The 16,590-nt window shown below is 69.6% G+C and carries 17 protein-coding genes; 7 read left to right on the top strand and 10 right to left on the bottom strand.

Annotated features, from left to right (window positions below; all coding sequences use genetic code 11):
* Positions 1-7: 7 nt before the first annotated feature.
* Complete coding sequence (locus tag HQ312_RS17215; RefSeq protein WP_222639521.1) at positions 8-820, top strand: CoA ester lyase; 813 nt, start codon at positions 8-10, stop codon at positions 818-820.
* Here the strand turns inward: HQ312_RS17215 and HQ312_RS17210 are convergent.
* Complete coding sequence (locus HQ312_RS17210) at positions 817-2,232, bottom strand: MmgE/PrpD family protein (RefSeq protein WP_222639518.1); 1,416 nt, start codon at positions 2,230-2,232, stop codon at positions 817-819. The genes HQ312_RS17215 and HQ312_RS17210 overlap by 4 nt on opposite strands.
* Positions 2,229-3,041, bottom strand: coding sequence for a cyclase family protein (locus HQ312_RS17205; RefSeq protein WP_056442061.1), 813 nt, complete (start codon positions 3,039-3,041; stop codon positions 2,229-2,231). The genes HQ312_RS17210 and HQ312_RS17205 overlap by 4 nt, the downstream gene beginning before the upstream one ends.
* 169 nt (positions 3,042-3,210) lie before the next feature.
* Between HQ312_RS17205 and HQ312_RS17200 the strand changes: the two genes are divergently transcribed.
* A complete protein-coding gene (locus HQ312_RS17200) occupies positions 3,211-4,563 on the top strand; it encodes an MmgE/PrpD family protein (RefSeq protein WP_222639516.1) in 1,353 nt (450 codons plus the stop codon).
* Positions 4,564-4,661: 98 nt separating this feature from the next.
* Positions 4,662-5,222, top strand: coding sequence for an excalibur calcium-binding domain-containing protein (locus HQ312_RS17195; RefSeq protein WP_222639513.1), 561 nt, complete (start codon positions 4,662-4,664; stop codon positions 5,220-5,222).
* Between the two features lie 2 nt (positions 5,223-5,224).
* Here HQ312_RS17195 and HQ312_RS17190 read toward each other — a convergent pair whose 3' ends face one another.
* The 3 genes from HQ312_RS17190 to HQ312_RS17180 all read right to left on the bottom strand — a co-directional run bounded on the left by HQ312_RS17190 (position 5,225) and on the right by HQ312_RS17180 (position 8,411).
* The gene (locus tag HQ312_RS17190) at positions 5,225-6,340 is read right to left on the bottom strand and encodes a cellulase family glycosylhydrolase (protein WP_222639510.1); all 1,116 of its coding nucleotides are present in this window, start codon (positions 6,338-6,340) and stop codon (positions 5,225-5,227) included.
* Positions 6,341-6,448: 108 nt separating this feature from the next.
* A complete protein-coding gene (locus HQ312_RS17185; RefSeq protein ID WP_222639507.1) occupies positions 6,449-7,939 on the bottom strand; it encodes a fatty acyl-CoA synthetase in 1,491 nt (496 codons plus the stop codon).
* 10 nt (positions 7,940-7,949) lie between these two features.
* A complete protein-coding gene (locus HQ312_RS17180) occupies positions 7,950-8,411 on the bottom strand; it encodes a hypothetical protein (RefSeq protein WP_056442050.1) in 462 nt (153 codons plus the stop codon).
* A 94-nt stretch (positions 8,412-8,505) separates the two neighbouring features.
* Between HQ312_RS17180 and HQ312_RS17175 the strand changes: the two genes are divergently transcribed.
* Positions 8,506-8,994 (top strand): hypothetical protein, encoded by a 489-nt coding sequence (locus tag HQ312_RS17175; RefSeq protein WP_222639504.1) that lies wholly within the window; start codon positions 8,506-8,508, stop codon positions 8,992-8,994.
* 190 nt (positions 8,995-9,184) lie between these two features.
* Here HQ312_RS17175 and HQ312_RS17170 read toward each other — a convergent pair whose 3' ends face one another.
* From HQ312_RS17170 to HQ312_RS22025, 5 genes are all read right to left on the bottom strand, one after another.
* Entirely contained in the window at positions 9,185-9,424 is a 240-nt protein-coding gene (locus tag HQ312_RS17170) for a hypothetical protein (protein ID WP_222639501.1), read from the bottom strand.
* Positions 9,421-10,695 carry a hypothetical protein gene (locus HQ312_RS17165; RefSeq protein WP_222639500.1) on the bottom strand — a complete coding sequence of 425 codons (1,275 nt, stop codon included), beginning with the start codon at positions 10,693-10,695 and terminating at the stop codon, positions 9,421-9,423. The genes HQ312_RS17170 and HQ312_RS17165 overlap by 4 nt, the downstream gene beginning before the upstream one ends.
* Positions 10,695-10,982, bottom strand: a complete 288-nt coding sequence (locus tag HQ312_RS17160; protein WP_307091549.1) for a WXG100 family type VII secretion target — start codon at positions 10,980-10,982, stop codon at positions 10,695-10,697. The genes HQ312_RS17165 and HQ312_RS17160 overlap by 1 nt, the downstream gene beginning before the upstream one ends.
* On the bottom strand, positions 10,979-11,275 hold the full coding sequence (locus HQ312_RS17155) for a WXG100 family type VII secretion target (RefSeq protein WP_222639497.1): 297 nt from the start codon (positions 11,273-11,275) through the stop codon (positions 10,979-10,981). Before HQ312_RS17155 ends, HQ312_RS17160 begins: the two co-directional genes overlap by 4 nt.
* Before the next feature lie 257 nt (positions 11,276-11,532).
* Entirely contained in the window at positions 11,533-12,171 is a 639-nt protein-coding gene (locus HQ312_RS22025; protein WP_261778159.1) for a hypothetical protein, read from the bottom strand.
* Between the two features lie 163 nt (positions 12,172-12,334).
* Between HQ312_RS22025 and HQ312_RS17145 the strand changes: the two genes are divergently transcribed.
* Genes HQ312_RS17145 through HQ312_RS17135 form a run of 3 tightly spaced genes read left to right on the top strand, consistent with a single transcriptional unit; the run spans position 12,335 to position 16,554 of the window.
* Positions 12,335-13,447, top strand: a complete 1,113-nt coding sequence (locus HQ312_RS17145; RefSeq protein WP_222639494.1) for a hypothetical protein — start codon at positions 12,335-12,337, stop codon at positions 13,445-13,447.
* 23 nt (positions 13,448-13,470) lie between these two features.
* Positions 13,471-14,112, top strand: coding sequence for a hypothetical protein (locus HQ312_RS17140; RefSeq protein ID WP_222639490.1), 642 nt, complete (start codon positions 13,471-13,473; stop codon positions 14,110-14,112).
* A gap of 45 nt (positions 14,113-14,157) precedes the next feature.
* Entirely contained in the window at positions 14,158-16,554 is a 2,397-nt protein-coding gene (locus HQ312_RS17135; protein ID WP_222639487.1) for a phosphoketolase, read from the top strand.
* Positions 16,555-16,590 lie beyond the last annotated feature (36 nt).

Here is a 16,590-nt window from a genome sequence, read left to right as displayed (position 1 = left end):
CCGCCGCATGCCGCGCTCGTTCCTCTACGTGCCGGCCGTGAAGCCCGCCTTGTTCGACAAGGCCGTCTCGGGACCGGCCGACGCCGTCATCCTCGACCTCGAGGACGCGGTCCCACTCGCGCAGAAAGACACGGCGAGAAACGATGTCGCGCAGTGGCTGGACCGTCCGCGCGACGGTGGAGCGCAGGTGTGGGTTCGTGTGACACCCGAGTTCCTCGCCGAGGACCTCGCCGCGGCGGCGCGCCCCGGCGTCACCGGGATCATCGTGGCCAAGTGCGGGGCGGCCTCCCTCGCGGAGGCGGACGAGCGACTCGGAGACGCGGACATCGCGATGGTGGGTCTGGTGGAGACCGCGGCCGCCCTGCGCGGCCTGACCGACCTGGCGAGCAGTTCCCGACTGGTGACCGTCGGCATCGGCGAGGTGGACCTGCTGGCCGATCTGCGGATCACCCGCGCGGCGGACACCGAGCACGTGGTCGACGCCATCCGCGCGGACATCGTGATCGGCTGCGCAGCAGCGGGTCTGGAGGCACCGATCGCACCGACCTCCACCGAGTTCCGCGACCTCGACGCATTCGTCACCACTACCGCGCACTTCGTGCACATGGGCTTCCGCTCCCGCACCGCGGTGCATCCCGGTCAGGTGCCCGTGATCAACGATGCCCTGACACCGGCGGCAGACGACGTGCGCCAGGCCGAGCGCCTCGTCGACCTGTTCGACCGGGCGGCCGGTGGGCCCACGGTCGACGACGACGGACGCTTCGTCGACGAAGCCGTGGTCCGCGGCGCCCGGGAGATCCTGGCCCGCGTCCGACTCTAATTCCCCAGGGTACGAATCGAATCGAAGAGCACGCCCGGGTCCTCGAGGTCGGCGAGGCCGGCGCACTGCGCTGCGAAGGCGTCGGCTGCCTGCACGCTCAGCAGGCCGTCGACGTTGGCCGTGAACTTCGCTCGAACGTCCTCGAACGACAACGGCCGCTCCGGTCCGCCGCGCGTGGTCAACACCTCTTCGACGACGGTGGTGCCGTCGCTGAGATGCGCCGTGAGAACGGCCGGGAACTGGTGCGGGAAGATGGCGTCGCACTGTGCGTCCGGGACGACGTCGACGCGTGCCATGATGTCGCGACGCTCCGTCGACGTGGCCTTCTCGTCGGTGTAGTCGTCCAGTACCGCACCGAGTCCACCGCCACCGAGCATGCCCACCGCCACCGCGTAGGGTCCGCTGAACTGAGCCATGTACCCGGTCTGCGGGGTGCGCTTGACCTCGATGGGTTCGCCGATGGTCCGGAGGTTGGCAGCGGGGACACCGAGGACGAACCGCTCGACGTCCGCGGGCGTGATGCCCCGATTCCGCAACGCCGCCGCCGCATCGAGAGCCGCGTGCGTGAAGTGGTTGGCCGGGTAGGGCTTCACGAAGAGACCCGGCGCGGCCCAGGTGCTGCCCAGGCCGTCGGTGATCTCGGCGGCGCGTCCGCTCTGGTGCAGCCACGCCTGAAAGAATCCGAACCTGCCCTCGAGCACCGTCGGCGGTCCGGTGATGCCGTGCCGAGCGAGACCGGCCGCGGACACGCCGGAGTGCGCCGCCCACCCGCAGTGCATGCGCTTGACCGTGCCACCGGTGCGGTTCGCCTCGATGATGCCGGCCGCCATCGACGCCGCGATACCGAGCGTGTCGACGATGCCGTCGGCCGAGGCGCCGCCGATCACCGCGGCAGCGGCCGCACCGCCCATGGCTCCACAGATGGACGTGGCGTGCTGCCCGTTCTCGAAGAACACCGAGTTCTTCGTCTCCGGATCGAAACCCGCCATGCCGAGGCGGACACACACCTCGAGGCCGATCGCAATGCCGCGCACAAGGTCCCGGCCGGAGGCACCGTGCTGCTGCGCCGCGGCGAGTGCGGCCGGTACCACCGACGCGCTGGGGTGCAGTACCGAGGGCAGGTGGGTGTCGTCGAAGTCGAGGGAGTGCGCGAGCACCCCGTTGACGAAGGCCGCGAGGGTAGGCGGGAGGTTCTCCTTCACGCCGACGGCCGAGGCGACGGCCCGGCCGCCCTGCTCCCGCGCCCACGCGGTGGCCATCGCACTGGTGTCGAGTTCCGTGGCCGCGATCGCGATCCCGAGCGTGTCGAGGACGCGGAGCCCGATGCTGTCGACCACGTCGACAGGCAGATCGTCGAACGAGTGCTCCACCGCGAACTCCGCCAGCGTGCGGGCGAGTGTGGACTCGGTCATGCCGACACCACCGCAAGGGGGCGCACCGGCGATCCCGTGGCGCCGAAGATGTTGAGCGGCACCAGGACGAAGGTGAACTCGTACGTCCGGGTGCGTGCGAGCTCCTCGAGATCGAGGGCCTCGATGATGTAGATGCCGCTCTCCACCAGCAGGACTCGGTGAGCGGGGAGCAGCGCGTGGCCACCGCCCGGCGCGAGGCGTTCGAAGGCGATGGTGTCGGCGCCCGCGGCGTGCACCTCTCGGGACGCGAGCCACTGCGCGCCGGGCTCGCCGACGCCGGGAACCCCGGACGGACCACCGACATAGGGCTGACCCTCGTCGAACAACTGCGCCCACCCACTGCGGATCAGCACGACGTCGCCGGCCGACACCTCGACACCCTGGGCGGCGCAGGCGGACTCGAGGTCGTCGACCGTGATCTCGTCGCCGCCCTCGAGTCGCTCGGTTCCGCGCACGGCCGGAATGTCGAGCAGGATGCCGCGGCGGATCATCGGCGCGATCGTGTGCACACCGAGCTCGACGTACTTGCCGCCGACACCGGCCTCGGCCGCGTCGACACCGCCATGCATCTTCCCCTCGTGGGAGACGTGGGCGAGCGCGTCGATATGGGTGCCGACATGCGTTCCGGTGGTGATCATGTCGTTCGCGGCGCTGCCGCCGTCCGACCGGGTCATGTCACCATGCCGACGCGGAAGCGTGTGCCAGAACTGCGGGTGATTCGGCGACTGCGGCATACCGACCCGCAGCTGGCGTCCGAGATCGACCGTGCGTACACCGGCCGTGACGGCCTCGAGAAGTCTGTCCGACATGGCTCGATTCTCTCCTCTGGACTGGGGTTCACGGCGAGCTGTGTTCCGCTGAGCGGATCGCCACCGAAGACACCGCGATGCCTGACTGTTGTCGATGCCGACCCTAGCAGCCATGATCACGTCCGGCAGATGTATTGACCAGCACGAGCGTCAGTCCTAGCGTTGTCGCATGACCGACTCGGCAACGTTCCTTCCAGCGGAACACGTGCGACTACGCATCGACGATTTGGCGCGTTTCTGCGTGGACCTACCTGCGACCGGTACCGCGTACGAGAGTCGGATCCGCACCGTGCTGCTCGACCTTCTGGGTGTCACCCTGGCGGGAGCGCGGACACCGGAACTGACCGCGCTTCTCACGCGGTGGCGAACCGAACCGGGCACGACGGCCACCGTCGGTCGCGGCGCCCGCACCGGCGTGGAGACGGCGGCCTACCTGGACGCGATCGCCTCGTGCTGCCTCGAACTGGACGAGGGCAACAAGTACGCGGCGGGTCACCCTGCCGCCCATGTGCTTCCGGCCGCCGTCGCAGCGGCCCGCCTCGGCGCACAGCCGGTGTCGGGCGACCGGTTCGTCGCCGCCGTGGTGGCCGGTTACGAGGTGGCCACCCGCTTCGGTGCCGCATTGACCCGCGACCCGAAGTGGCACACCCACGGACACTGGGGAGCGACCGGCGCCGCCGCCGCCGCTGCCGTCGTGTGGGATCTCGACGCCGAGCGCACGGCGGCCGCGATCGACGCCTCGACCGCGCTCGTGCACGTCGCACCGTGGGCCGTGGTGCTCGCGGGCAACTTCGGCCGGAATCTGTGGATCGGCGGCGCCGTCCGTGCGGGACTCGACGCCGCGCGGTTGTCCTCGGCAGGACTGGTGCACAACAGCGGCGCGGCGGCGACGACTCTGGGGGACATCGTCGGCACTCTCGATGCCGACAAGCTCGCACCCGCGCCGGACGGCACGTTCGCCCTCGATCAGGGGTACGCGAAGCGCCATGCCAGCTGCTCGTACACCCACGCCGCCGTCGACATCGTGCAGGCTCTGCGCACGAACCTGGATATCGCCGACATCGCGAGCGTGCGCGTCCGCACCCACGCGCTGGCGGAACCCCTGTTCGGTCGGCACCCCTCGACGCGGCTCGGTGCGATGTTCTCGCTGCCGTTCGTCGTGTCCGCCGCGGTGGTGGCCGGAAGCATCGACGTGGAGACCCTGACGCCCGGCAGCGCGACCTTCCGTGCGGCGGAGGAGTTCAGCGCACGGGTGGACGTCGAGTCGTCGCCCGCGCTCACGGCGCTGCTGCCCGACCGACGCGCCGCGGAGGTCGACATCGTTCTCGTCTCCGGCGAGACCGTGTCGGCCGGTTCACCGGATCCGGTGGGAGACGTCGACCATTTCCCGTTGGACCACGCACAGATACTGGAGAAGATCGAACGGCTCGTCGGCGCGGAGGACGCCGGGCGGATCGATCGCGTCGTCACCGATGTCCTGCATTCTTCGGACGTGGTCCGAACTCTGACCGCACTGCCCTGAGCAGCGCGTTCCGGCGGAAACCGACCACCCTGTAACGTGCCGCGCGCCCCGCGCGACGTGTGGTGTGACCCGTTGCTGCCATTCACCTGAGGACCTGCATGACCGCGTATCCGCCGCCGTTCCAGCCGCCCCACATCGAGGCCCGCAAGAAGGGCAACAAGGGCAAGATCACGGCCGCTGTCGCCGCCTTCGTGGGCCTGTCCGTCGTCGGACTGGGGCTGATGCAGGAACCCGAACCCGTCGCCGCGAGCGCGGAGACCACCCTCACCACCACGTCGGCCGCACCGACCACCACCCCGCGGCCGACCACCACGACGTCGACGGCCACTGCCGTCACGACCACTCCCGAGACCGTCACCGTGTACGCACCGCCGCCCACCACGACGGTGCCGTACGTCGAGACCCCGTACGTCGAGGTGCCGGACGTCGACGTGCCGGACGTCGACCGCGCCTACGTCCCGGCGCCCGTGCCATTCGTCGCGCCGGTACCCGCACCGGCTCCGTACGTCGCGCCGGCCGTCGTTCCCGAGTCGTCCGGATCGACGTACTACACGAACTGCACCGCGGCTCGGAACGCCGGCGCGGCGCCCGTCCGCGTGGGCGACCCCGGCTACGGCTCGCACCTGGACCGCGACGGAGACGGCGTCGGCTGTGAGTGAGCTCAGCGCACGCTCTTGAGCACCGTCACGGCCGGCTTGGCCACCCCGTTCGAGCGGTAGACCCCGAAGTAGTTCTCCTTGTCGGGGTTCACCGCGGTCATCGCGGCGCGGTCTGTGGTCTCGTAGAAGAAGATCGGCCCGGCCCACGAGTAGGACAGGCGGTTGTCGACGGCCTGTCGGTAGGCCGTCGCCTGTACCTGCTCGCTGACGCTCGGGTCGCCCGCAGTGGCGGCGCCGGCCTCGGTCATGACGATGAGCTTCCCGGCGTCGCCGTTCTCGGTCATGATCGTGCGCGCGCTCTTCTGGTAGATCGTGCCGTCGGGATTGGTGAAGTCGACGCTCATCTGCGACCACGCGTTCCAGTCGGCAGTGTCGTTCGGCAACGCGGGCGCGGTGTACGGGTGCCAGCCGACGGCGTCGAAGTACGGTCCGGCGCCGAGGTCGTACATCTGATCGAGGTAGGTGATCGGTGAGACGGCGTGCCCTTCCGGGCTCTGACCCGTGGTGCCGTAGGGGGACAGTCCGGCGGCCACGATGCTGATGGTGCTGGTGGTGGCGGCCTTCATCTTCGGGTAGGCCGCCTTCAGCAGATCGACGTAACCCTGCACGTTCGGCTTGCCCGTCACCGGGTCGGCCCAGAACATCCACAGGTTCGGCTCGTTCCACACCTCGAACGACCGAACCCCCTGCGGCGCATACCTGCTCACGACCTTGGCGGCGAACGTCGCGTAGTCGTCCGGGTTCGTGGGCGGTGTGCTGCCGTCGCTGGTGGTCCGAGCCCACGGCGGTGTCTTCTGGATGAGCAGCAGGACGTTGAGGGACTTCGCCTTGGCCGCCGCCACAGCACCGTCCGGACCCGACCAGTTGTAGGCGGTCGGCCCACCGTCCTGGACGTACCACCAGTCGATCTCGATGCGGACCCACTTGGCGCCCGTACCCGCGACCCGGGTCGCCTGTGCCTGCTGGGCGCTCGAGCTGCTCCGGAAGTCGATGCCGTTGAGCCCGATGCCCTGGCGTCCGACATACGGACTCGCCGCCGACGCGGTCGGCACCGACAGGGTGGCGATCACCGTCGCCACCACCAACAGAATCTGCGCAACGCGTCTACCGACCTGCATGACCGACTCCCCGACCGATTCGGCTACCGCGACACGCGGAAGCTCTCGGTGTCAGAAGTACCACCAGTCACACCAGTCACACAGGTAACACGCCGAACGCCGGTTCGATCACCTCAGCGCGCGCTTGAGCAGCTTGCCGCTCTGGTTACGCGGCAATTCGTCCATGAACCGCACCTGCTTGGGGATCTTGAACGGTGCGATGCGACCCGAGACGTGGGCGATGATCTCCTCGGCGGTCACCGCACGACCGTCCTTCACCGTCACCACCGCCGTGATCGCCTCGATCCACTTCTCGTCCGGAACGCCGATCACCGCGACCTCGGCCACCGCCGGATGGGTGTAGATCGCGTCCTCGACCTCCCGCGACGCCACCAGGATGCCGCCGGTGTTGATGACGTCCTTGATGCGGTCCACCACTGTCACGAATCCCTCCGCGTCCCGGGTCACCAGATCACCGGAGTGGAACCATCCGTCGCGGAAGGCCTCGGCCGTGGCGTCCGGGTTCTCCCAGTACCCGTCGCACAACTGCGGTGAGCGGTAGAGGATCTCGCCGGGTTCACCGTCCGCCACGTCCTCACCGTCGGCGTTCACCACCCGCGTCTCGACGAAGAAGACGGCGCGCCCGCACGAGGCGGGCCGTGCATCGTGCTCCTCCGGCTGCAACACCGTCGCCAACGGACCGATCTCCGACTGTCCGAAGCAGTTGAAGAACCGAAGGTCCGGATACCGCGCCCGCAGCCGCTCCAGCACCGTGACCGGCATGATCGATGCCCCGTACTGCGCCTTGGTCAGGGACGACAGATCGCGGGTCTCGAGATCCGGGTGTCCCGCCAGAGGGACCCAGACCGTCGGCGCCAGGAACAGCGAACCGATGCGGTCGGCCTCGACGCGGCGCAGGATCTCCGCGACGTCCGGCTTCGCCATCAGGCGCACCGTCGCGCCGACCGACAGGTACGGCAGGGCGAACACGTGCATGCCGGCCGAGTGGTACAGCGGCATCGCGATGAGCGGGGCGTCGTCGGCGGTGAACGCCAGTGCCAGGACGGACGAGACGTACTCGCTCACCAGCGCACCGTGAGACATCATCGCGCCCTTGGGCTTCGACGTCGTTCCCGAGGTGTACAGCAACTGGGCGAGATCGGTGGTCAGCACCGTGGGCAGCGCGACCGACACGTCGGGAAGGTCGAGAAGCTCCTGCAGAGAGAGCACGACGTCGAGATCGAGACCCGTCCGCACCGCGTCGACCGCCGGCGCCAGAGCGTCGTCGACCAGCAGCGCGCGAGCACCGGACTGGCGGACCAGGTAGGTCAACTCGTCCTCGACGAGGGCGTAGTTGATCGGCACGTGCACCAGCCCGGCACGGCAGCAGGCGAGGAACCCGACGATGTAGGAGTCGGAGTTGGTGCCGTAGGCCGCGACCCGCTCTCCCGGTGCGAGCCCCGTCGACACCAGGTACCGAGCGACGCGGGACACCGCCGCGTCCAGTGCCGCATAGGTGTGCGTTCGACCGTCGAACTCCAGGGCTGCCCGGTCCGGGTACCGACGCGCCGACCTCGTCAGGACTGCGTCGACCGTGCTCGCGCGAACATCAGCTGTCATACCTCGGACACTAGAGAAGGCCGGGCGCCTCCGGTGCCCGTTCGAGACGAGCGCGAAGGAGCGACCACTCGGAGGCGGTGACCACGGACGGATTCGACTGCTGGGGCGATCGGAGCATCTCGAGTCGGTCCAGCCCGGCCGTCCCGGCGCACTCCGCGGCCGTCACGGGCTCGCCGAGCGTGGTGATCTCGGTGGGAACGTGAAGGCGCGGATCGTCGGGATCGTGCATGTCGACAGCGGGGCCGAGCACGGTCCCCACGCCCCAGAATCCCCGCGCGGGGTGCACGCCGGATCGGTTGCTCACCCACAGCAGGATGGGCTGACCGGCCGCCATGAGGCGCGAACGGTAGTTGGGCGCCACGCACCAGTCACCGCCCGCGTGCCCGTCGGCGAGCAACGAGGCGACGTCGGTCCTGCGGGGATTCACCGTGATGACCCACGCCCCGAGAGTCCGGGCCGTCACCTTCTCCATGCGCGCGTCCTCCCTGATTCCTGTGAGACTCCAGTAACATTCTGCTCGGAAATGGGTATAAGTCAGCGACTGACCCACCAACCGAGGACACGTGATGCCAGCACATCGGCGACCGACTCGCACCGGACGACGGATCGCGGTGATCGGCGCCGCGGTGACCGTGCTCGCCGGCGCAGCCACCACGACGATGGTGCTGTCCGACAGTGCCCCCGCCACGGCCAGTGCCTCGGACGCCCCCGCACCCGCCGCGCCGGTCACCGCAGTCGACACGCCCGTCGTCCTCGACACTCCGGCGGTGCAGATCGCTCCCCTCGCCCAGCACGCCGCCGAGGAACCGTTCGATGCCTTCGCCGAGATCATGCAGATGGCCGGCTACCCGACCGACCCGGACACCGCCGCCTTCATGGACACCTCGGTCACCTCGATCTGCCGAGACCTCGCCGTCGGACGCACCGGAGTCGACATCCTCGCCGACACCGCCGACCGGACGCGAGTGCGCGGATGGTCGGACGAGCAGTCGGACGGACTCGTCTACATCGGCGTCGCCTCCACGTGCTCCGCGTACTCGCACCTACTCCCCTGACACTGGAGATTCACCGACCGGCCTCCGGCCTTCCCGCAGTCCACCGACCGGCCTCCGGCCTTCCCGCAGTCCACCGACCGGCCTCCGGCCTTCCCGCAGTCCACCGACCGGCCTCCGGCCTTCCCGCAGTCCAACGACCGGCCTCCGGCCTTCCCGCAGTCCAACGACCGGCCTCCGGCCTTCCCGCACGTCAGCGCCGGAGTTGCCGTGCGCCGTCCCAGCCGGGCGGCGGCGGCGCCGTCGAACTCCACGGATGCCCGCGGTCGATCCACAGCCGGCGCCAGGATTCGGGCGTCACCCCAAGGTCGTCGTCGGTGACACCGAACTCGTAGCCGCACGACGGGCAGATCTCGTACGACGCTCCCGCCTCCGACCACGGCGGGTCCGCGAGACCGGGGTAGTGGCAGACCGGGCAGAGGTGAGTGGTCATTCCGGAACTCCTGGTTGGCGGTCCCAGTACGACGCACCGGATCCGGGCTTGAAGTATGTCTTGGTGGTGCCGTCCGGCGTGTAGGACGCGAACGTGTTGGTCTCCGGGTCGTACATCCGCACGGTGCCGTCCGGGCCGACCTTGACCTGATGCGAGCCCTCCGTGCGGAACCGCGCCGCGAGGTCGGCGTACTCGTCGGCCGACCGTGCACCCACGTCGGCGCCGTGGCGCGCGAAGTGGTCGTCGAGCGCACGAGTGGACGACCACCCTGCCGGCGGCGGACCGGCAGCACGCTCCGCCGCACTGACGTCGTCCAGGCCGACGGGCACACGAGTGGTCAGATCCTCCACGTCGTCGGCAGCTCGTCGCACCGTCGCCATCGACGTCTCGGTGCGCCGCATCCGAGCGAACGCGTGCAGCGCCGCGATGACCGCGCGCACTCTCGAGGCGGTACGTGCGAAACGACCGGCCGTGATCGCCGCTCCCGCCGCGGCCGACAGTCCCGCGGACACGAAGGCCAACCCGATACCGACCGCGACGGCCGCCGCCTCCTCCACTGCGAACTGCTCGATCAGGTCGCGGATGTCGCGGCGCGTCTTCTCGAGCTGCTCGGCGTAGTCGTGGCACGCGGCGGCCAGCCCCGAGCACGCACCCGCCACCGCTTCCACTGCCTCGGACAGTCGACGGAGGTCCCGCACCATCGCGTCCCGCTCCGGCACGTCCACGGCACCCAGATCGGCTGCGGCACCGAGCACCTCGGACCGTGCGTCGAGCATCGCCTGCCCCAGCACGATCCACGCGCTCGACGCGTCCCGCAGTGCGTCGGTATCGCCGTTGGGGCACGGCACGCCGACCGCGTCGGCCAGCTCCACCGCACCCTGGAGCCCCGGGCCGAGGTCACCCACCGCGCTCGGGTACTCGAGCTGCCGCGCGGCGGACGGTGCCCGCCCTGCCGGCGGCGGGGTACTCGGAACCACCGCGATCGACTCCGCCGCAACGTGATTCGCACCCGCCTGATCGACGAGCCGCGCCAGCACCGACGTCGCCGAGAACGTCGTGGCGAGTGCGCGGGAGAGATCGACGACGGATCCGTCGTACGCCCGGCCCCACTGCTCACCCGCGGCGTCGCTTCCCGCCATCGCGGCCCACGCGCGCGACGCACCGTGGTGGACGTTCACCGCACTCGCCATGATCTCGTCCGCGCGATACACCGACCGAGCCGCCTCGGCGTAGACCTCGGGTGACACGTCGAGAACGACCGGAGGCGCCATCAGTCGCGCCCGAACATGCGGCTGTTCGACTGGAGGGCCGCGGTGTACGACGAGTGTGCCCGGCGCGCAGCGTCTCTCATGGTCTCGACACCGACCGCCATCTCGCGAGCCCCAGCCGACCATGCGCTCTGCGCGGCGCGATGAGCCTCTGCCGCCGTGCCCTCCCACGGCAGGGCGGACACCCGCACCGACACGTCGTCGAGTGCGACCCGCGTGGCCTCGGCCAACCGCGTCAGCCTCACGACCACGGCATCCAGTTCGGCCAGGTCCACTCGGTAGCCCGTCACACCGCACCCGCGATCGCGGCCCCGGACGTGTCGTCCTGTCCCGCATAGGCAATGGCTGCGATCTCGAGTCGACCCGCTGAGTCCTCGAGCGCCGCGACCACCGACCGGGCGCCGTGATGAACGGTGCCCCACCCGTCGACGAACGCCGTCGCCGCCAGGCCCTGCCACGAGGCGGACACCGCGGCGACGACCGAGGCGGCCTCCGCGACCTCCCGCTCGAGATCCAGCGACACCCTGCCCAACGCCCTGGCCGCGTCCACCATGGTCGCCGCGTCGACAGCCGTGTGTTCCATGCCGTGCTCCCCCCGCCCGGCGCCGGCGACCGGTCGTCGGCGGCGTGTGCAGGCATGGACGGGCAGGACTCATGTTCGGTTCCCGCGGAACCGGTCGGCAGTGTCCGGACACACGAATGCGGCGCCTGCCCCGTGCAGACGCCGCATTCGGATGGTGGTCACTGTGCTCCGTGGTGACGGTGCACGGTGATCAAATCAACGCTGCCCCCTCGTTCGAACGAACAGTCCGCAGCATTGACCCGGATATCTCTCGGTGATCAGCGGTCGAGCTTGTGCTTCACCGTCTCGGCCAGATCCTGACCGAAGCTCTGCGCGACCGACAGTCGCTTCTGGGCGACCCGGCGCGGGGCGTTGCGCCGACGGCGCACCACGACGACGGCCACGATCGCACCGACGACGGCGGCGATGACGGGGGCGCTCACTGCGGAGGCCTTCTTCACGTCGGACGAGTTCGCGTCGAAGCTGCGCACCTGCTGGGCGACGTTGTCCGCGGCGTGCTTGGCACGATCGGCGACCTCGCCGGCCTTGTCCTGCGCCTTGGCAGCGACCTCGTTCGCCTTGTCGGCTGCCTTCTCCGCGACGTCCCCGGCCTTGTCGGCCACCTCGTTCGCCTTGCCGGCAGCCTTGTCCGCGACCTCGTCGGCCTTGTCGGAAGCCTTGTTCGCCGCGTTCTCCGCCTTGTCTGCGACGTCCCCGGCCTTGTCCTTCACTGCACCTGCGGCATCGTCGACAGCCTGACCGGCCTTGTCGGCGGCCTGCTTGCCGTCCGCCTTGGTCTGCTGGGCTGCACCCTCGGTACGCAGCGAATCGTCGCCCGTGACCTCTCCGGCCTTCTTCTTCGCGGCGCCTGCGGCCTCGTCGACCTTGTTCTGAGCCTTCTCGATGAAGTCGGCCATGATGCACTCCTTTCGACGCTGCCCCTACCGGGCGCGCTCGTGTTCGTATGAAGGTGAGTCGTACAGAGAACGGAGAAGCGCGCGCCGACGACACATGATCTGGGTCACAGCCCGCGTCGACCTGACGGGACGACCGGACCGGTGACCGCATTAAGGTCGGCGCATGGGATCGAACCGACCGGGCAACCGCGGGCAGAAGCGCGCCGCCAAGACCGCGGCGCGGAGACGCCGACAGACCTCGGGGCCGACGGCGTCCACGACAGAACGGGTGCTCGCTCGCTTCGTGACGTGGATGGCCGCTCAGGAGGGCGCGGGAGACGTCGAGCCGACGCGTCGCGTCGTCGAGTCACTCCTGGGTGAACTCACCCGGGTCCACGAGGGATTCACCCCCACGGCCTGGACCCCGGACGACGCCCACCTCGTTCTCGACGCCGCCGAATCCGTCCTCGCGCAGAACACCGAGGCGAGCGAGGACGCCGCGCTCCACCTCGTGTTCAGCGCCCTGTCCTATCTGACGTTCCTCGACGACGAGGACATCTGGAGCGGCAGCGACGCCGACTACGAGCACTGCATGGAGGACCTCACCGATTTCGTCGACGGCGTCCCCGACACGCTGACGCCCGAGGACATCACCCTGCCCGAGGTGAGTGCGGACGCGGAGTCGGCGGCACTGGCCGAGCTCGCGATCGTCCGCGACGTCGACGCCCTGCTCGCCTGGTCGAGCACCGGTCGGCCGATCGACGCGAAGGAGGTGGCCGCCGCGCTGGGGCTCACCGTGCCCGCGTCGACGTTCCAGATGCCCGCCGACGTGCCCGAACTCGCCCACGCCTGGACCACCGCCGTGTCGTCCGGCGTCGTGGAGATCTCGGACGCCGGCGCCGCTCCCGGACCACTCGCGGCGAACGTCCGGGCGCGCGAGGCGGACGCTCTGCGCACCGTCGTCGCGGCGCACGTCACGGCGCAGTTGTCCGCCGACGACGAGATCGACGTCTCCGCCTCGGTGGCCGACAGCTTCGTCGCCCAGGCGGTGCTGGCCGCCATGACGCCGGACCCGCCCGAGGGCAACCTGGACGAGAACTACGACGACCTCGAGGGCGAGGACAAGCGGACGGCGGAGTTGGTGACCGCGAAGCTCCGAGCGTTCATCGACCAGGGACTGCTCGTCGGCGGAGAGGTGTTGCTGGTGCCACCCGAGCTCCGGCACGCGGTACTCGACGGCGTGGGACGAGCGGACATCTTCGGCACCGTTGCCGCAGAGACCTCCGCCGAGGACTGACACCGCGGCGTAGCGTGCGCGGCGTGGCCCTGATTCATCGCGCGACCATCGTTCCCACCAAGATCGACCTGCTGCGGCAGTGGGTTCCGCTGCAGCCGTGGGCGGCAGGCATCGACGTCGGCACGCTCGAGGTCGTCGACGCCTACCGCTTCGACGATCCCGACGGCGAGGTGGGACTGGAGTCGCACCTGCTCCGCGCCGCCGACGGGACGATCCTGCACGTGCCTCTCACCTACCGATCGGCACCGCTTCCCGGCGCCGAGACGGCGCTGATCACCACCATGGAACACAGCGTGCTCGGGACCCGCCACGTTCACGACGCGGCGCACGATCCGGTGTATCTGGCGACGCTGCTGCGGACCGTTCTCACGGGCGGAACTCAGGCGGCGTTCGAGTACGCCGAGCCCGGGCCCGAGCGCGATGTCACCGCACTCGTCCACGGAACCGGACAGGCCGGCGCCGACGTTCCCGACGTCCACGCGCCGTCGGTCGACACCCGCGGCACCGACACCGTCGTCGACGTCGGCACCGCCGTGCTCACCCTGCATCGCGTCCCGCTGGACGGCCCGGCCGATCGCGACGCCCTGGTCGGCACGTGGGCCGGAGGGGCTCACCCTGCCGTTCTCGCGACGGCCGTCCTGCATGGAACAGCGCACGGCGGGTAGGCCACTGCCGACGAGCGGGGCCGCCCGGTCGGGAGAGGACCGCACATGCCGTACGAGGATCACGACCTGGAGCTCGACCTGCGCTGGTGGGCCGCGGCGAACTATCTGACCGTCGCGCAGATTTACCTGCAGGACAACACGTTGCTCCGGGAACCGCTACGGGCCGAGCACATCAAGCCCCGGCTTCTCGGGCACTGGGGCACGAGCCCCGGCCTGTCGATGATCTACACGATTCTCAACCGGCACATCCGCCGCACCGACACCGACTGGCTCTACGTCACCGGTCCCGGCCACGGCGGTCCCGCACTGGTCGCGTCGACGTATCTGGAGGGCACGTACAGCGAGATCTATCCGAAGGTCTCCCGCGACGCCGAGGGACTGCGAGTGCTGTGCCGCCAGTTCTCCTCGCCCGGCGGCATTCCGAGCCATGTCAGCGTGCCCACACCCGGCAGCATCCACGAGGGCGGCGAACTGGGCTACGCACTCGTGCACGCCGCGGGTGCCGCCTTCGACCGCCCGGACCTCACCGTCGCCTGCGTCATCGGAGACGGTGAGGCGGAGACCGGGCCGCTGTCGGCGTCGTGGAAGCTTCCGGCCTTCCTGAACCCGCGTCGCGACGGCGCGGTGCTCCCGATCCTGCACCTCAACGGTGCGAAGATCGCGGGGCCGACGGTCCTCGGCCGGACCTCCGACGAGGATGTCGCACAGTATCTCTCGGGGCAGGGCTGGGCGCCCGTCGTCGTCGAGGGCGACGATCCGCACCAGGTGTTCCGCGATCTGGAGCAGGCGATCAGGAACGCACACGAGACGATCCGCGAGGCACAGCGCGCCGCCCGCTCCGGGTCCGGTGATCGCGTGCGCTGGCCGGCGATCGTGCTGCGCACACCCAAGGGATGGACAGGTCCGCACGAGGTGGACGGGGTTCTCGTGGAGGGAACGAACAGGGCGCACCAAGTTCCGCTGTCCGGAGTGCGCGACAATCCCGCGCACCTCCGACTCCTGCAGGACTGGCTGTCGTCCTATCGGCCCGACACACTGTTCGACGAGAACGGCACCCTGGTCGAGGAACTCGCCGATCTCGCCCCGTCGGGTGACAAGCGCATGGGATCGACGCCCTACGCCAACGGCGGACGACTCCTCACACCGTTGACCATTCCGACCCTCGACACGTACGCCCTGGACATACCCGCACCCGGCACCACGTTCCACGGGACGACGAAGGTGCTCGGCGAGCTGCTCCGAGACATCTACTCGCGCAACACCACCGAGGACGGCGGCGGATCCTTCCGGCTCTTCTGTCCCGACGAGACGGCCAGTAACCGTCTCGACGCCGTGTTCGACGTGACCGACCGCTGCTGGCAACTGCCCACCACCGAGTGGGACACGGCGCTGTCTGCGGACGGACGGGTGATGGAGGTGCTCAGCGAGCATCTGTGCCAGGGATGGCTGGAGGGGTACCTGCTCGCGGGCGGGCACGGACTGTTCGCGAGCTACGAGGCGTTCGCGATGGTCAGCGTCTCGATGATGATCCAGCACGTCAAGTGGCTCCAGCACGCCCGCGACCTGCGGTGGCGCGAACCCGTCGCGTCGCTCAACATCCTGTTGACCAGCACGTGCTGGCGCAACGACCACAACGGCTTCAGCCACCAGGGCCCCGGCATGATCGACGCCGCCATCCCGCTGTCCCCCGAGGTGGTGCGCGTGTGGCTGCCCCCGGACGCCAACACACTGCTGTCCATCTCCGACCACTGCCTGCGCAGCCGGGACCACGTGAACCTGATCGTCGTGGACAAGCAGGAGCACCTGCAGTACCTCACGCTGGACGAGGCACACGAACACTGCGCCCGGGGAGCGTCGATCTGGGAGTGGGCGGGCACCGAGGCGAGCACCGCCGGTCGGCCCGAGGTCCCGGACAGTCCCGACATCGTGCTCGCGAGCGCCGGCGACGTTCCGACACAGGAGATCCTGGCCGCAGCCGAACTGCTCCGCGAATGGGTTCCGTATCTTCGGGTGCGGGTGGTGAACGTCGTCGATCTGATGGCGTTGATGCCGGTGCGCGACCACCCGCACGGCATGCCCGAGGAGACGTTCGTGGACCTCTTCACGGCGGACACCGACGTGATCTTCGGCTTCCACGGCTACTCGCGCGCGGTGCACGAACTCCTGCACGGACGCACCGGTGCCTCCCGATTCCACGTGCACGACTTCCGCGAGCAGGGAACGACCACCACGCCGTTCGACATGGTGGTCGTCAACGAGATGAGCCGATACCACCTCGTCCTCGACGCGCTGCGACGTGCGCGACGCGTACCCGAACACAGTGCCGATCTGGCCGATCACTGTCGGAACCAGTTGGAGCGTCACCGGTCCTACGTCGTCGAGCATCTCGAGGACATGCCCGAGGTGAAGGACTGGACGTGGGCGTCGGCAGAGCGTCACTGACCCGCGGCGGGGGCGTGTCGACGCCCCCGCCACCGT

The sequence above is a fragment of the Rhodococcus sp. BP-316 genome, assembly GCF_019836105.1.
Taxonomy (GTDB): domain Bacteria; phylum Actinomycetota; class Actinomycetes; order Mycobacteriales; family Mycobacteriaceae; genus Rhodococcoides.
This window is presented reverse-complemented; position numbering and strand designations above follow the sequence as displayed.

Bases quoted from the DNA above. Each gene is read 5' to 3' on its own strand.
- HQ312_RS17215 (WP_222639521.1), top strand. From the start codon at position 8: ATGCCGCGCTCGTTCCTCTACGTGCCGGCCGTGAAGCCCGCCTTGTTC.
- HQ312_RS17210 (WP_222639518.1), bottom strand. From the start codon at position 2,232: ATGACCGAGTCCACACTCGCCCGCACGCTGGCGGAGTTCGCGGTGGAG.
- HQ312_RS17205 (WP_056442061.1), bottom strand. From the start codon at position 3,041: ATGTCGGACAGACTTCTCGAGGCCGTCACGGCCGGTGTACGCACGGTC.
- HQ312_RS17200 (WP_222639516.1), top strand. From the start codon at position 3,211: ATGACCGACTCGGCAACGTTCCTTCCAGCGGAACACGTGCGACTACGC.
- HQ312_RS17195 (WP_222639513.1), top strand. From the start codon at position 4,662: ATGACCGCGTATCCGCCGCCGTTCCAGCCGCCCCACATCGAGGCCCGC.
- HQ312_RS17190 (WP_222639510.1), bottom strand. From the start codon at position 6,340: ATGCAGGTCGGTAGACGCGTTGCGCAGATTCTGTTGGTGGTGGCGACG.
- HQ312_RS17185 (WP_222639507.1), bottom strand. From the start codon at position 7,939: ATGACAGCTGATGTTCGCGCGAGCACGGTCGACGCAGTCCTGACGAGG.
- HQ312_RS17180 (WP_056442050.1), bottom strand. From the start codon at position 8,411: ATGGAGAAGGTGACGGCCCGGACTCTCGGGGCGTGGGTCATCACGGTG.
- HQ312_RS17175 (WP_222639504.1), top strand. From the start codon at position 8,506: ATGCCAGCACATCGGCGACCGACTCGCACCGGACGACGGATCGCGGTG.
- HQ312_RS17170 (WP_222639501.1), bottom strand. From the start codon at position 9,424: ATGACCACTCACCTCTGCCCGGTCTGCCACTACCCCGGTCTCGCGGAC.
- HQ312_RS17165 (WP_222639500.1), bottom strand. From the start codon at position 10,695: ATGGCGCCTCCGGTCGTTCTCGACGTGTCACCCGAGGTCTACGCCGAG.
- HQ312_RS17155 (WP_222639497.1), bottom strand. From the start codon at position 11,275: ATGGAACACACGGCTGTCGACGCGGCGACCATGGTGGACGCGGCCAGG.
- HQ312_RS22025 (WP_261778159.1), bottom strand. From the start codon at position 12,171: ATGGCCGACTTCATCGAGAAGGCTCAGAACAAGGTCGACGAGGCCGCA.
- HQ312_RS17145 (WP_222639494.1), top strand. From the start codon at position 12,335: ATGGGATCGAACCGACCGGGCAACCGCGGGCAGAAGCGCGCCGCCAAG.
- HQ312_RS17135 (WP_222639487.1), top strand. From the start codon at position 14,158: ATGCCGTACGAGGATCACGACCTGGAGCTCGACCTGCGCTGGTGGGCC.